The sequence below is a fragment of the Allobosea sp. P2_A10 genome, assembly GCF_056405115.1.
Genome location: NZ_JBFUCS010000015.1, coordinates 92,246 through 105,928, shown reverse-complemented (window position 1 = coordinate 105,928; position 13,683 = coordinate 92,246). Strand labels below are relative to the sequence as shown.

The following is a 13,683-nucleotide window of genomic DNA, read 5'->3' as shown; positions in this document are numbered from 1 at the left end:
CGAGCCTGAATGCTCCGGGAAGCGAGTGCGTCCCGATCGACCACGATAATCCGCTATAGCGGAAATGAGTCAAGCCGACCTCCCCTGCCCTGCCGCATTTTTTCCGTATAGCAGCACCATCAGGCCACGTGCCGGCCGGTTCGAGGCGTTGGCGATGGAATGGGGCACGTCGACGGGGTAGCGCGCCGTCTCGCCGGCCTTGACCGGATAGGTCGAGACGCCACTCGTGATCAGGAACTGGCCCGACAGCGCGGTGAAGTGCTCGCAGGCGCCCGGCGCGTGCGGGGCGCTGTCGAGCCTGCCGCCACCGGCGATCTCGACGTCGTACCATTCGGTCATGCCGGCAAGGCTCGGCGGGCTGAGGATGCGCAACTGGCAGGAGCCGTCGGCGCTGCGGATCTCCGGCGTATGCTCGGAGGGGACGATCTCGATGGTAGTATCGCTCGGCACCGCCTGACCGCCCTGCAGCAGCGCCGCAAAATCGAGCTTCAGCCCCTGCGTCAGGCTCCACAACACGGCAAAGGTCGGGTTGGCCTGCCCGCGCTCGATCTGCGACAGCATCGATTTGGAGACGCCCGACAACGCCGCCAGTTGCTGCAGCGTCAGTCCTCGCGCCTTGCGCTGGCGCTGGATGATCGGGCCGATGAGGGGGGCGGCTGGTTCGGTCATGACTGCGGCCTAGTGCGTCAGGACCTTGGTCAGGAACTGCTTGGCGCGCTCCGTCGCAGGCGCGGTGAAGAACTGCGCCTTGGGCGTGTCCTCCAGGATTTCGCCGCCATCCATGAACAGCACGCGGTCTGCAACGCGCTGGGCGAAGCCCATCTCATGCGTCACCACCATCATGGTCATGCCCTCCAGCGCCAGCGCCTGCATGACTTCCAGCACCTCGTTGATCATCTCGGGGTCGAGCGCCGAGGTCGGCTCGTCGAACAGCATCGCCTTGGGGTCCATCGCCAGCGCACGCGCGATCGAGACGCGCTGCTGCTGGCCGCCCGAGAGCTGGCTCGGCCGGCTCGCGAGCTTGTCGGCAAGCCCGACCCGCGTCAGCAGCGCCTGCGAGCGCGCATCGGCCTCCGCCTTCGAGCGCTTCAGCACATGGATCTGCGCGAGGCTGACATTCTCCAGCGCGGTCATGTGCGGATAGAGCTCGAAATTCTGGAACACCATGCCGATCCGCGAGCGCAGCGCCGGCAGGTCGGTCTTCTTGTCCGAGACCGAGACACCGTCGACCGTGATCGTGCCCTGCTCGAACGGCACGAGGCCGTTGACGCATTTGATCAGCGTGCTCTTGCCCGAGCCCGAGGGGCCGCAGACCACCACGACCTCGCCAAGCTTCACGCTAGCCGAGCAGCCACGCAGGATCTTCTGCTTGCCATAGGATTTGTGCACGCCTTCGAGAACGATCATGCCGCGCGGCCCTTCCGGTAGTAGTCCAGCGCCTTGCTCGATGTCAGGCAGATGATCAGGTAGACCACGGCGACGAGCGTATACATCTCGGTCGGCCGGCCATCGCGGGCCGCCACGATGCTCGCCGTCGTCAGGAAGTCGTGCAGCGCCACGACATAGACCAGCGAGGTGTCCTGGAAGACGATGATGATCTGGTTCAGCACCAGCGGCGTCATCGCCTTCAGCGCCTGCGGCATGACGATGTGGCGCATCACCTGCGCGCGCGTCAGGCCGGTGGCGAGCCCCGCCTCGGTCTGGCCGCTGCGGACATTGCCGATGCCGGCGCGGATGATCTCGCAATAGAACGCCGCCTCGAACATCACGAAGGCGATCAGCGCCGAGGCCAGCGAGCCGATCGGCCGGCCGATCGCCAGCGGCACCAGAAAATAGAACCAGAACAGCACCAGCACGAGCGGCAGCGAGCGCATCACCGTCACGTAACCCGTCGCCGGCCCCGAGATCAGCGGATTCGAGGACAGCCGCATCAGCGCCAGGCCAAACCCGATGACGAGCCCACCGATCGTCGCGACCAGTACGAGCAGCGCGCTGAGCGCCATGCCCCCGGCGAGGAAGCTCCACGACCTTGCGATGACGCCCCAGTCGAAATCGCTCACGACGACGCCTTTCGCAAGGCCGCGCCACCGAGCCTGTCGTCGATCAGGCGCATCAGCCCGGTGACGCAAAGCCCGATGACGAGATAGCCGATGGTCGCGACCGTGAAGGCCTCCAGCCCCTGAAAGGTGTAGTTCTCGATATGCCGGCTCTGCGCCGTCAGTTCGAGAATGCCGATCGTCAGGCTGAGCGACGACATTTTGACCGTGACCAGGAACTCCGAGGTCAGCGGCCCGACGATAGCGCGCAGGCCCAGCGGCACAACCACCAGCCGGAACGCCTGCATCGGCCGAAGCCCCGTCGCGAGCGCCGCCGGCATCAGATGCGCGCCGACCGACTCGATGCCGGCGCGGACCTGCTCGGCGACGCGCGAGCCGGCGAACAGCCCGATCGCGACCACGGCCGTGACGAATTCGGGAGAGGGCATGTCTCGTTTCAGCCAGAGGCCGAACGTCTCCGGCACGATCTCGGGCAGGACGAAGAACCAGAGGAAGAGCTGGACCAGCGGCGGGATGTTGCGGAAGACGTCGATATAGGCGCCGGCAATGATCCGCAGGATGCCGCTCGGCAGGCTGCGCACCACGCCGACGACGAGGCCGACCGAGAGCGCGATCGCCCAGCTCACGAGGCTGATCGCAACCGTCCATTGCAGCCCGCTCCAGAGCCACTCCGTATAGGGCTCCTGCAGCAGGATCGACCAGTTCCAGCGATAGTTCATGCCGCCGCGACGATCGGCTCTGGCACGGCGCGTCCGTGGGAACGGTTGTGGGTTGGCATCGGGCGCTCGAATTCCGCTATAATGGAATAATTCGATGCTCTGCCTGGTTTGTCAACGGCGTTGGTCAGTTCGTCCACCAGATGCTAAGCGCTCCCAGGCGCCAGCCATCGCTCCCGACGACGATTGCCGGTCAGACCGGCGACCGCTCCGTATGGAGGGATCGCAGCCGTCAGCACGCCCCATCGCGTCAGGAGATCGACATGACCACGAGACAGGCCGACGGCAGCGCGGGCGACGCCAATTACGGCGTCATCGGCGYGGCCTATACCTCCTACCGCCAGCCCGAGCCGGCGATAGCGGCCCAGATCCAGCAGGCTCTCGGCACGGCGCGGACGGTTTTGAACGTCGGCGCGGGAGCAGGCTCCTACGAGCCCGGGGACCGCGAGGTCACGGCGGTCGAGCCATCAGCCTCGATGCGCGCGCAACGCCCGGCCCACCTCTCCATCGCCATCGACGCCGTCGCCGAAAAACTGCCCTTCCCGGACGGTCATTTCGACGCGAGCATGGCCACCTTCACGGTGCATCAGTGGAAGAATCTCGACAGCGGGCTTGCCGAGATGCGGCGCGTCACGCGGGGGCCGGTCGTCGTCATGAGCTGCGATCCCGATCTCGTGCAGGATTTCTGGCTGAACGACTATGCGCCGGAGGTTCTCTCGACCGAGGCCCGCCGCTATCCGGGCCTGAGCCACATCGGCACACTGCTTGGCGGCAACGCGCGCATTCTCCCCGTCGCCATTCCCTTGGCGTGCCGGGACGGCTTCAACGAGGCTTATTACCGCCGGCCGGACATGTTGCTGGACGCCGGCGCCCGCGCCGCGTGTTCAGCCTGGAGCTTCGTCAGCGCGGATACCGCCGCAGTCTATGTCGACCATCTTCGCCGCGATCTCGCCGATGGCGGCTGGGACGCCAGGCATGCGCGGCTGCGCCGCCAGCCGAGTTTCGACGGATCGCTGAGACTGGTCGTGTCGGAGCAGTAATCGACCGACGCCGAACGCAGGTGGCCCAGACGTCTTCGGGCGGAACGCTACGCTGTATTCATTTGAGAATAGCGAAGCCAGAAGCCGGTGCTCTGGAAGACCAAAGTGGCGGTCCTGCTCAGGAGCCCGGTGTCGGCTCCGCCGCCACACCCTGCAGCGCCTCGATATGGAGCGAGGCCGCCTTCAGCGCCTTGCTCTCGATGGCGCGGTAATGGGCCACGACCTCGCGTCCAAGCGCGGTCAGATGCGCGCCGCCACCATTGGCCCCGCCGGGCGAGGCCTCGACCAGCGGCTGCCGGAACATCCGGTTGAGTTCGTCGACCAGGAGCCAGGCCCGGCGGTAGGACATCTTCATTGCGCGGCCCGCGCCCGAGATCGAGCCGGTGTCCTCGATCGCTTCGAGCAGATCGACCTTGCCCGGCCCGAGCCTCCCGGTCGGCGCCAGATCGATCCTAACGCTGATCAGGGCGGCACGCCTTTGCGCGGATGGTGAAGCCATGGCGATGTCCTTTACACGCCTCTCATTCTAAACGTTTTTTCATCCGTGGCATCGTCCGCGATGCCAACTGGTTCACGCCGTCACGATGCGTCGATCGACACGCTCTTCACCACGGCATGGACGGCGCTGCCGGGCGCAAGCGCCAGCGCATCAATGGATTTGGCGGTCAGGCGAGCGAGTAAATTTTCTCCGCCGCAATCGATCAGCACTTCGACGACGCCTCCCGAATGGCGTTGTCCGATCTCGACGATCATGCTCGGCAGGATGTTGAGCGCGCTGACGCCGACCGGCCGCGTCAGGCTGATCAGCACGTCGCGTGCAAGAACGCGCACCCGGACGTTCGCCCCGGGCGACATCGCGATCCGCGCAACCTGCAACGGTCCGGCCCGCGTCTCCAGCATGGTCAGGCCATAGGCCTCGTCGTGACCGGTGATCCGCGCCTCGAGGATGGAACCCGCCTCGGCTGCGGCGGAGAAGCCGGCGACATCGAGCCGCGACATCACCTGTGCGGTCGGCCCGCAGGCCGTGACGCGGCCCTGATCGACGGTCACCAGAGTGGTCGCCAGCCGCGCCACCTCGGCGACCGAATGCGAGACATAGATCACGGGGACGCCGATCTCGTCGCGCAGCCGCTCGATATAGGGCAGGATTTCGGCCTTGCGGCCTTCGTCCAGCGAGGCGAGCGGCTCGTCCATCAGCAGAAGGCGCGGATTGGCCAGCAAGGCCCGGCCGATCGCGACGCGCTGTTTTTCGCCGCCAGACAGCGCGCCCGGCCGACGCTCCAGCAGATGGGCGATGCCGAGAAGCCCGAGCACGCCGTCGAGATCGCTGCTGGCGGCGGCCTTTCGCGGCGAGAACCAGCGCCCGAACAGCAGGTTCTGGCGCACGCTCAGATGCGGGAAGAGCCGCGCCTCCTGAAAGACGTAGCCGATGCGGCGGCGATGCCTGGGCAGGAAGATGCCGGCCTGCGTGTCGAGCAGCACCTCGCCGTCGATCACGACGCGTCCGCTTTCGGGCGCGATCAGCCCGGCGATGATGTTGACGAGCGAGGTCTTGCCGGAGCCGGAGCGCCCAAACAGCGCCGTCAGCCGCCCCTCCGACGCAAACGCGGCGTCAAGCTGGAACGCGCCGAGCCGATGCCTGACCGCGACCTCTATGAGCGGGCTCATTCGACGGCGATCCGGCGGCCGACGAGCCGCGCCATCCACTCCGAGACGAGCAGGGCCGCAACCGAGATCGCGATCGAGATCAGCGTGAGCCGCATCGCGCCGGCGTCGCCATTGGGCACCTGCGTGAAAGTGTAGATCGCCGAAGGCAGGGTCTGCGTCTCGCCGGGGATGTTGGAGACGAAGGTGATCGTCGCGCCGAACTCGCCCATCGCCTTGGCGAAGCACAAGATCATGCCGACGAGAATGCCCGGCAGGCAGAGCGGCAGCGTCACCACCAGAAACACCCAGGCAGGGCTAGCGCCGAGCGTGCCGGCCGCGTCCTCGAGCTTGCGGTCGACCGCCTCGATCGAGAGCCTGATCGCGCGCACCATCAGCGGGAAACCCATCACGGCGCTGGCCAGCACCGCCCCGGTCCAGCGGAATGACAGGACGATGCCGAACCAGTCATAGAGCCATTGGCCGATCGGCCCGCGCCGGCCAAAGCCGATCAGGAGCAGATAGCCGGTAACGACCGGCGGCATGATCAGCGGCAGATGGACGAGCGCATCCAGCGCCGACTTGCCCCAGAACCGCCCGCGCGCCAGCACGAAGGCGACGGCGAGCCCAAGCGGCAGGCTCGCCAGCATGGCCGTCGTCGCGACGATCAGGCTGAGCCGGACCGCCGTCCACTCCTCGGGCGAAAGCCAGCCGCTCACGAACGGATCAGGACGCGTTCGCGGGTTTGTTCAGGACGGTGAAGCCCTGCTTCTCGAACGCGGCCTTGGAACCTGCGCCGCGCAGATAGCTCAGGAAGCCCTGCGCATCGGCATTGCCGGAATCCTTCGTCACCGCCACGGGGTAGAGGATCGGCGGATGCGAATCCTCGGGGAAGGTCGCGACGACCTTGACCTTCGGATCGGCGGCGGCATCCGTCGTGTAGACGATGCCGAGCGGCGCCTCGCCGCGCGAGACCAGAAGCAGCGCGGCGCGGACATTGTCGGCCTGCGCGATCTTGTCCTTGATCTTGTCCCAGCCGCCGAGCTTCTCCAGCGCCGCCTTGCCGTATTTGCCGGCCGGCACGGAATCGACATTGCCGATGGCGAGACGGCCCTGGCCGAGCGCGACGGAGAGATCGACGCCGGCCGCGAGCGCGACGGTCGCAGTCGAATCCGACGGCGCGATCAGCGCGATCCGATTGGCGAGCAGCGTGACGCGGGTTTCCGGCCTGATCAGGCCCTTGCCCGCCGCATAGTCCATCCAGTCGAGATCGGCCGAGAGAAAGAGGTCGGCCGGCGCGCCCTGTTCGAGTTGCTTGGCCAGCACGTTGCTCGCCGCATAGGAGATTTTGGGCGCTGGCTTGCCGGTCTCCCTGACCCAGGCGGCGGCGGTTTCGTCGAGCGCGTTCTTCAGGCTGGCGGCGGCGAAGATCACGAGGTCCCTCGGCTGCGCCTGCGCGGAGCCGGTCGCAGGCGCAAGCCCAACGAGGACTGCGGCGGCAAGAGCCAGTACGCGTCGACGGATCATCACGGTTCTCGTCCTTGTTGGATTGCGGTTCGCTCGATACGAATGGATATAGCCAACCGGGCGAGAGGTCGAGTGCTTGCGCGAACGGACGCCGTATCAGCAGCGATGCTCGGCATGCATGCGACCAACATTTGCGCAGACGACGGTCGTTCAAATCGGCTTCGTCTCGCGCTTCGGCTTGCGCGCGCCATTTCCGGCACTCTAGGATCGACTGACCGACATCGCTGCGGCGCAACCACTCCATCTGCACCAACAGAAGGTTACAGGCATGAAGCGTCGTACATTTCTGGGCGCCGCTGCCGGCGCGGCCGTCTCAGCGCTTGCAAGGCCCAGTATTGCGCAGCCGGCCAAGGTGCTGAAATTCATCCCCGAGTCGGATGTCGCGATCGTCGATCCGGTCTGGACGACGGCGACGGTGACTCGCAACCACGGCTATCTCGTCTTCGATACGCTCTACGGGCAGACCGCCGACTATAATTTCGAACCGCAGATGGTCGCCGGCCATACCATCGAGGATGACGGCAAGACCTGGCGGCTGACCCTGCGGGAAGGCCTGCGCTTCCACGACGGCGAGCCGGTGCGGGCTCAGGATGTCGTGCCCAGCGTGCGCCGTTTCGCCGCCCGCGACGCCTTCGGCCGCGCGCTGATGGAGGCGACCGACGAACTCTCCGCCGAATCCGACCGTGTCGTGAAATTCCGCCTGAAGCGGCCGTTCCCGCTGCTGCCGGCAGCGCTCGGCAAGACCGGAACCTCGATGCCCTGCATCATGCCGGAACGCTTCGCGGTGACCGACCCCAACAAGCAGGTCACGGAGATGATCGGCAGCGGCCCGTTCCGCTTCAAGGTCAGCGAGCGGGTCCCCGGCGCACTGACCGTCTACGAGAAATTCGCCGGCTACGTTCCACGCCCGGACGGCTCGGCCAGCTTCACCGCCGGTCCCAAGAACGTCTTCTTCGACCGTGTCGAATGGCGCATCATTCCCGACCCGTCGACGGCCGCCAATGCGCTTGGCGCAGGCGAGGTCGACTGGTGGCAGAACCCGACGCCCGATCTCCAGGCCATTCTGAAGAGCAAGGCCGGCGTCAAGGTCGAAGGGCTCGACCCTGCGGGCGGCATCGGCTGCCTGCGCTTCAACTCGCTCATCCCGCCCTTCGACAATCCGGCGATCCGGCGGGCGCTGCTCGGTGCGATCGACCAGACCGACTTCATGACGGCGGTCGCAGGCGACGAGCGCTCCCTGTGGAAGGACCATGTCGGCGTATTCAGCCCGGACACGCCTATGGCGACCACAGTCGGAACCGAGGTTCTCGTCGGCAAGCGCGACTTCGCGGCGGTCAAGCGCGAGCTCGCGGCGGCCGGCTACAAGGGCGAGCGCGTCGTGCTGCTCGACCCGACCGACTACCCTTCGACCCACGCGCTGGCGCAGGTGGCCGCCGACGTGCTGCAGAAAAGCGGCGTCAACGTCGACATGATCTCGAGCGACTGGGGCACGGTCGTGCAGCGCCGCGCCAGCAAGCAGCCGATCGACAAGGGCGGCTGGAACATCTTCTTCACCTATCTCAACGGGACCAACAACTTCGATCCCGCAAGCCAGCTCGGCATTCGCGGCAATGGCGAACAGGCCTGGTTCGGCTGGCCTAAATCGCCGCGCCTGGAAGAACTGCGAACCGATTGGTTTGCCGCCAAGGACATCGCCGCGCAGAAGGCGATCTGCGCCGAGATCCAGAAGCAGTTCTTCTCCGATGTGCCCTATATCCCGCTCGGCGCTTACTACGAGAAGACGGCCTTTCGCGGACTGACCGGCATGCGGATCGGCTTCCCGCAATTCTACGACGTCAAGCCGGCCTGAAGCACCAGCCGATGCGGATCGCCGTCCTCCAGTTCGCCCACGAGACCGTCACCTTCCTCCCCAACGACACGACGCGGGAGGATTTCATCTATCCGGGCTCGCCGGCGGGCGGCGAGGCGCTGCTCGCGACCGACCCGAAGGGCTATATGGGCGGCTTCGTGCAGGTTGCGCGCGAATATGACGATGTCGAGCTGATCGGCATCACCTCGCCGCTTTGGCCGAAAACCGGAACCGGCTCCGGCTGGATCACACAGGATGCCTACGAGCATTTCCTCGGCATCATCATCGCGGAGCTAAAGGCTCAAGCCGGGCTCGACGGCGTCTATCTGGCGCTGCACGGCGCACTCGCCGTGCGCGGCGTGCCGCGCCCCGAGGCCGATATCGCAAGGCGCGTCCGCGAGGTCGTGGGCCGGGGTGTCTTCATCTCGTCGACTTTCGATCCGCACGGCAACGAGGACGAGGCCTTCCTCGCGCAGGCCGACATGGCCTTCTGCGTCAAGTATTTCCCCCATTACGACATGCATCTGCAGGGCGAGCGCGCCGCGCGGATGCTGGTCAGGGCGATCCGCGGCAGCTTCAAGCCGGTGCATCGGTCGCTGCGGATCCCGATCATCGCACCGACGGTGGTGATGTGGACCGGCGCCTCGCCCTGGTCCGACCTGATCCAGCGCGCGCTGATCTGGGAGGCGCGCGAGCCGGATGTCTTCGTCAACGTCTTCTTCGGCTTTCCCTGGTCGGACGTGCCCGATGCCGGCATGGGCCTGCAGGTCCTGACCAATGGCGACCCGAAACTCGCCGAACGCGTGATCCGCGACATGGCCGAATGGATCTGGCGGCGGCGCGAGGCCCTGCTCAACACGGTTCAGATCCACTCCATGCAGCAGGGCGTCGCTCTTGCCCGCGAAGCGGTGGCGGCCGGCAAGTCGCCCGTCGTGCTCGCCGACTACAGCGACCGCTCCGGCTACGCGACCTGGCTATTGCGGGAGATAGTAGCGCAAAAGCTCGAACGCACCCTGATCGCGACCATCGCCTCGCCCGACGCAATACGCTCGGTGCTGGCGGCCGGCGCGAAACCAGGCGACGCGTTCGATGCCGAGATCGGCGGCCTGTTCGACGAATCGGCTGGAGAGGCAGTGCGTATCACTGGTGCCATACGTGACATCAGCGCGGCCACGACCGCGCGCGGCAAGGGCAATGAATGGCTCTGCGTCAGCTTCGGCAAGGGCAATATGCTGGTGCTCAGCCCGTTTCTCGTCCAGATCATGGAGCCGTCCGAACTCTGGGAGCTCGGCCTCGACCCTGATGAATTCGACGTGATCGCGATCAAGTCACGCGCGCATTTTCGCCGGGGCTTCGACGACAGCGGCTTTGCGAAGACGATCCTGCTGGTGGAGCCGCCGAAACCGTTCATGGGCACGGTCCATCTCGACGCCCTGCCCTACGAGAACCTCACGCTGACCGACTATTATCCCTATGGCAGCCCACGGTTTCAGCCATGGCTGGGCGGGAACGATCGATAGTCGCCTGGCCGCGCTTCAATGAGATTTGACGCTGTCGGCGGACCATGGCGGCGCATTGATGTCCCGCGCGGCGAGCCGCCGCGCCCGCCGACCTGCGCATCGCACGATCCCGCAGACCACGCCGCGCCGCGAAATCCCCATAGCGTACGGCCCCGGGGCCGCGGCTTCCTCCACTGGAGGCTTTACGACGCCGGCCCTCAGCCCGGTCCAAACCCGCCGCACGGGGCCGGCATCCGAAACCCATCACAATTGCCGAACCTGGCTCCCTGCCCCGGAGCGGACATTCCGTTCTGGAACGGCCAGTGTGAGAGAACGATCTGCGAGTCATGTCGTCATGCGCGCCGCCTGCCGTACTCCCTCCCGTCGCTGAAAGTTTCGCGAAAGGTTGGAGGGCTATCGCTGCCCCGTTCGCACGTCATGCAATCCGCCAGATAAGGCAGAAATGACGCGCCTCGGGAAACGTCACGTCAAGGAGAGACGCCAATGCGCGCTCGCATTCTCAGCACATCCATCGCTTTCGCCGCGCTTCTCGCAGCGGCCGGCTCGGCTTTGGCCGCCGACAAGGTCACCATCATGGTCGGCGGCTACGAGAAGCAGATCTACCTTCCCGCCAAGCTCACCGAAAGCCTCGGCTATTTCAAGGACGAGGGTCTCGAGGTCGAGCTCCTGAACGAGGCAGCCGGCGTCGATGCCGAGAATGAAATGCTGGCCGGCGCCGTCCAGGCCGTCGTAGGCTTCTACGACCACTGCGTCGACCTGCAGGCCAAGGGCAAATACGTCATGTCCGTGGTCCAGTTCAGCCAGGCTCCGGGCGAGGTCGAACTCGTCTCGTCGAAATATCCCGACGTAAAGTCGATGGCCGACCTCAAGGGCAAGAACCTCGGCGTCACCGGGCTGGGTTCCTCGACCAACTTCCTCAGCCAGTATCTGATGCTGAAGCAGGGCGTGAAGCCGGCCGATTACACCACGCTCCCGGTTGGCGCCGGCACGACTTTCATCGCGGCCATGCAGCAGGACAAGATCCAGGCCGGCATGACCACGGAACCGACGATCTCGCGCCTGCTCGCCACCGGCGAGGCCCGCATCCTCGTCGACATGCGCACGGTCGAGAAGACCAAGGAAGCGCTGGGCGGGACCTATCCGGCCGCCTCGCTCTACATGCAGACGGCCTGGGTCGAGAAGAACAAGCCGCTGGTCCAGAAGCTCGCCAACGCCTTCGTCAAGACGCTGAAATACATCGACACCCACAGCGCCGCCGAGATCGCGGACAAGATGCCGAAGGATTACTACGCCGGCAACAAGGACAGCTATATCAAGGCCTTGGCCGACGGCAAGGCGATGTTCACCAATGACGGCGTGATGCCCCAGGGCGGCCCCGAGACGGTGCTCGCCGTCCTCTCCGGCTTCTCGAAGAACATCAAGGGCAAGCAGATCGACCTGTCGAAGACCTACACGACAGAGTTCGTGAAGAACGCCAAGCCGAGCCAGTGAATCCCGGGCGGCGGCCCCGGGGTCGTCGCCTGCTCCCCGCCTTCCTCAATCTGTGAAACCAGCAAACGCCGGCACTCCGGCGAAGGAGGAGCCATGTCCGTATCGGACGCTCAGGAAACGCCTGCGATCGAGCTGATCAATGTCAGCCGCCGGTTCATCACGCCAGACGGCAAGTCGATGACGGCCATCCGCGACTTCAACATGAGTGTGGCGCGGGGCGAGTTCGTCGCCGTCGTCGGCCCTACCGGCTGCGGCAAGTCGACGACGCTGAACCTCGTCACCGGCCTCGCCCGTCCTTCGAGCGGTGAGGTCCGCCTGTTCGGCGGCCCCGTCGACGGCATCGACCCGCGCATCGGCTTCGCCTTCCAGACCGACGCGCTGTTCCCCTGGCGCAACGTCATCGACAATGTCGTGGCCGGTCCGCTCTTCCGCGGCATGCCGCGCGAAGAGGCGTATGCCAGGGCCAAGACATGGCTCGCCCGCGTCCATCTCACCGGTCACGAGACCAAATATCCCCACCAGCTTTCGGGTGGCATGCGCAAGCGCGTCTCGCTGGCGCAGACCTTCATCAACGAGCCGCAGATCCTGCTGATGGACGAGCCCTTCTCGGCGCTCGACGTCCAGACCCGCGTGCTGATGCACGACGTGCTGCTCGATCTCTGGTCGGAGGCCAAGGCCTCCGTCGTCTTCGTCACGCATGATCTCGAAGAGGCGATCGCGCTCGCCGACAAGGTCTATGTGCTGACCTCGGGACCGGCGACGGTGAAGTCGGTCTATCCGGTCGAGCTGCCGCGCCCGCGCGTCGTCGCCGACATCCGCTATCAGGACGATTTCATCGCCCTGTCCAAGACCATCTGGGACGACCTGCGCGACGAAGTCACGCGCGGCGCCGCCCGCGACGAAGCCCGCGCAGCGTGAGGAGGCGGACATGACCGACACAGCCATCATATCACCGGCCGTCTTTCGCGCCGGAACCTCGGACGCGGAGATCGAGGCCGCCGCCGCCCGCGCCAACCGCCATCGCAAGCACATGGTCCTGTTCTGGCGCTGGGCCATCCTGCTCGCCTTCCTCGGCGGTTGGGAGCTGGCTTCGCGTACCGAGGTGATCGACCCGTTCTTCTTCTCGAGCCCGCTTGCGATCTGGGAGCGCCTCGTCGAATGGACGACAGAAGGCACCTCGGAAGGCCCCTTGTGGTTCCATCTCTGGGTCACGATGGAGGAATCGCTGATCGGCTTCGTCACCGGCTCGGTCGCCGGGATCGTCGTCGGCATCGCGCTCGGGCGCAACCGCATGCTGGCGGACATCTTCTCGATCTACATCAAGGTGATCAACTCGATCCCGCGCGTCGTGCTGGCGCCGATCTTCATCATGATCTTCGGACTGGGCCTCGCCTCGAAAGTCGCCCTGTCGTTCGTGATGGTGTTCTTCGTCGTCTTCGCCAACGCCTTCCAGGGCGTGCGCGAGGCCGACCGCAACCTGATCGCCAATGCGCAGATCCTGGGCGCGAAGAACTGGCAGCTGACCCGATCCGTGGTCGTGCCTTCGGCGATGAGCTGGATCTTCGCGTCTCTGCACGTCAGCTTCGGCTTCGCCATCGTCGGCGCGATCGTCGGAGAGTTCGTCGGTGCGCGCTATGGCATCGGCCTGCTGATCAACATCGCGAAGGGCTCGTTCGACTCGGCTGGCATGTATGCGGCCATCGTCATCATCATGGTCGTCGCGCTCCTGGCCGAATTCCTGATGACGCGGCTCGAAAGCAGCCTGGCCAAATGGCGCCCTGCTCCGCTGCACGACGCCCAATAGGCGACTATTGTCGTCTGCCGAAGCCCGCCACGCGA

General features: G+C 65.8%; 14 protein-coding genes. 6 read left to right on the top strand and 8 right to left on the bottom strand.

Annotated elements, in window-relative coordinates; all coding sequences use genetic code 11:
* Positions 1 to 69: 69 nt before the first annotated feature.
* Genes AC1DZY_RS19955 through AC1DZY_RS19940 form a run of 4 tightly spaced genes read right to left on the bottom strand, consistent with a single transcriptional unit; the run spans position 70 to position 2,776 of the window.
* Complete coding sequence (locus AC1DZY_RS19955; protein WP_476821891.1) at positions 70 to 669, bottom strand: helix-turn-helix domain-containing protein; 600 nt, start codon at positions 667 to 669, stop codon at positions 70 to 72.
* A gap of 9 nt (positions 670 to 678) precedes the next feature.
* Positions 679 to 1,407 carry an amino acid ABC transporter ATP-binding protein gene (locus AC1DZY_RS19950; protein ID WP_476821890.1) on the bottom strand — a complete coding sequence of 243 codons (729 nt, stop codon included), beginning with the start codon at positions 1,405 to 1,407 and terminating at the stop codon, positions 679 to 681.
* Positions 1,404 to 2,060: an amino acid ABC transporter permease gene (locus AC1DZY_RS19945; protein ID WP_476821889.1), complete on the bottom strand. Its 657-nt coding sequence runs from the start codon at positions 2,058 to 2,060 to the stop codon at positions 1,404 to 1,406. The genes AC1DZY_RS19950 and AC1DZY_RS19945 overlap by 4 nt, the downstream gene beginning before the upstream one ends.
* Complete coding sequence (locus AC1DZY_RS19940; RefSeq protein ID WP_476821888.1) at positions 2,057 to 2,776, bottom strand: amino acid ABC transporter permease; 720 nt, start codon at positions 2,774 to 2,776, stop codon at positions 2,057 to 2,059. The genes AC1DZY_RS19945 and AC1DZY_RS19940 overlap by 4 nt, the downstream gene beginning before the upstream one ends.
* Before the next feature lie 260 nt (positions 2,777 to 3,036).
* Here AC1DZY_RS19940 and AC1DZY_RS19935 point away from each other — a divergent pair, with 260 nt between their 5' ends.
* The gene (locus tag AC1DZY_RS19935; protein WP_476821887.1) at positions 3,037 to 3,813 is read left to right on the top strand and encodes a class I SAM-dependent methyltransferase; all 777 of its coding nucleotides are present in this window, start codon (positions 3,037 to 3,039) and stop codon (positions 3,811 to 3,813) included.
* A 118-nt stretch (positions 3,814 to 3,931) separates the two neighbouring features.
* Here AC1DZY_RS19935 and AC1DZY_RS19930 read toward each other — a convergent pair whose 3' ends face one another.
* The 4 genes from AC1DZY_RS19930 to modA form a co-directional block, all read right to left on the bottom strand.
* A complete protein-coding gene (locus tag AC1DZY_RS19930; protein WP_476821886.1) occupies positions 3,932 to 4,312 on the bottom strand; it encodes a winged helix-turn-helix domain-containing protein in 381 nt (126 codons plus the stop codon).
* A gap of 80 nt (positions 4,313 to 4,392) precedes the next feature.
* Positions 4,393 to 5,481 carry a molybdenum ABC transporter ATP-binding protein gene (gene modC, locus AC1DZY_RS19925; protein WP_476821885.1) on the bottom strand — a complete coding sequence of 363 codons (1,089 nt, stop codon included), beginning with the start codon at positions 5,479 to 5,481 and terminating at the stop codon, positions 4,393 to 4,395.
* Complete coding sequence (gene modB, locus AC1DZY_RS19920) at positions 5,478 to 6,176, bottom strand: molybdate ABC transporter permease subunit (RefSeq protein WP_476821884.1); 699 nt, start codon at positions 6,174 to 6,176, stop codon at positions 5,478 to 5,480. The genes modC and modB overlap by 4 nt, the downstream gene beginning before the upstream one ends.
* 7 nt (positions 6,177 to 6,183) lie before the next feature.
* Positions 6,184 to 6,984, bottom strand: a complete 801-nt coding sequence (gene modA / locus AC1DZY_RS19915) for a molybdate ABC transporter substrate-binding protein (protein ID WP_476821883.1) — start codon at positions 6,982 to 6,984, stop codon at positions 6,184 to 6,186.
* Positions 6,985 to 7,252: 268 nt separating this feature from the next.
* On the opposite strand from modA, the gene AC1DZY_RS19910 reads away from it, so the two are divergent.
* From AC1DZY_RS19910 to AC1DZY_RS19890, 5 genes are all read left to right on the top strand, one after another.
* A complete protein-coding gene (locus AC1DZY_RS19910) occupies positions 7,253 to 8,833 on the top strand; it encodes an ABC transporter substrate-binding protein (RefSeq protein ID WP_476821882.1) in 1,581 nt (526 codons plus the stop codon).
* A gap of 11 nt (positions 8,834 to 8,844) precedes the next feature.
* Positions 8,845 to 10,353, top strand: a complete 1,509-nt coding sequence (locus AC1DZY_RS19905; RefSeq protein ID WP_476821881.1) for a M81 family metallopeptidase — start codon at positions 8,845 to 8,847, stop codon at positions 10,351 to 10,353.
* 483 nt (positions 10,354 to 10,836) lie between these two features.
* Complete coding sequence (locus AC1DZY_RS19900) at positions 10,837 to 11,844, top strand: ABC transporter substrate-binding protein (RefSeq protein WP_476821880.1); 1,008 nt, start codon at positions 10,837 to 10,839, stop codon at positions 11,842 to 11,844.
* A 93-nt stretch (positions 11,845 to 11,937) separates the two neighbouring features.
* Positions 11,938 to 12,762, top strand: a complete 825-nt coding sequence (locus AC1DZY_RS19895) for an ABC transporter ATP-binding protein (RefSeq protein ID WP_476821879.1) — start codon at positions 11,938 to 11,940, stop codon at positions 12,760 to 12,762.
* 10 nt (positions 12,763 to 12,772) lie between these two features.
* On the top strand, positions 12,773 to 13,648 hold the full coding sequence (locus tag AC1DZY_RS19890) for an ABC transporter permease (RefSeq protein WP_476821878.1): 876 nt from the start codon (positions 12,773 to 12,775) through the stop codon (positions 13,646 to 13,648).
* Positions 13,649 to 13,683 lie beyond the last annotated feature (35 nt).

Excerpts from the sequence above, each read along its gene's own strand:
- modA (WP_476821883.1), bottom strand. The coding sequence starts at position 6,984 with ATGATCCGTCGACGCGTACTGGCTCTTGCCGCCGCAGTCCTCGTTGGG.
- modC (WP_476821885.1), bottom strand. The coding sequence starts at position 5,481 with ATGAGCCCGCTCATAGAGGTCGCGGTCAGGCATCGGCTCGGCGCGTTC.
- AC1DZY_RS19910 (WP_476821882.1), top strand. The coding sequence starts at position 7,253 with ATGAAGCGTCGTACATTTCTGGGCGCCGCTGCCGGCGCGGCCGTCTCA.
- AC1DZY_RS19955 (WP_476821891.1), bottom strand. The coding sequence starts at position 669 with ATGACCGAACCAGCCGCCCCCCTCATCGGCCCGATCATCCAGCGCCAG.
- AC1DZY_RS19900 (WP_476821880.1), top strand. The coding sequence starts at position 10,837 with ATGCGCGCTCGCATTCTCAGCACATCCATCGCTTTCGCCGCGCTTCTC.
- AC1DZY_RS19950 (WP_476821890.1), bottom strand. The coding sequence starts at position 1,407 with ATGATCGTTCTCGAAGGCGTGCACAAATCCTATGGCAAGCAGAAGATC.
- AC1DZY_RS19940 (WP_476821888.1), bottom strand. The coding sequence starts at position 2,776 with ATGAACTATCGCTGGAACTGGTCGATCCTGCTGCAGGAGCCCTATACG.
- AC1DZY_RS19895 (WP_476821879.1), top strand. The coding sequence starts at position 11,938 with ATGTCCGTATCGGACGCTCAGGAAACGCCTGCGATCGAGCTGATCAAT.
- AC1DZY_RS19890 (WP_476821878.1), top strand. The coding sequence starts at position 12,773 with ATGACCGACACAGCCATCATATCACCGGCCGTCTTTCGCGCCGGAACC.
- AC1DZY_RS19905 (WP_476821881.1), top strand. The coding sequence starts at position 8,845 with ATGCGGATCGCCGTCCTCCAGTTCGCCCACGAGACCGTCACCTTCCTC.
- AC1DZY_RS19930 (WP_476821886.1), bottom strand. The coding sequence starts at position 4,312 with ATGGCTTCACCATCCGCGCAAAGGCGTGCCGCCCTGATCAGCGTTAGG.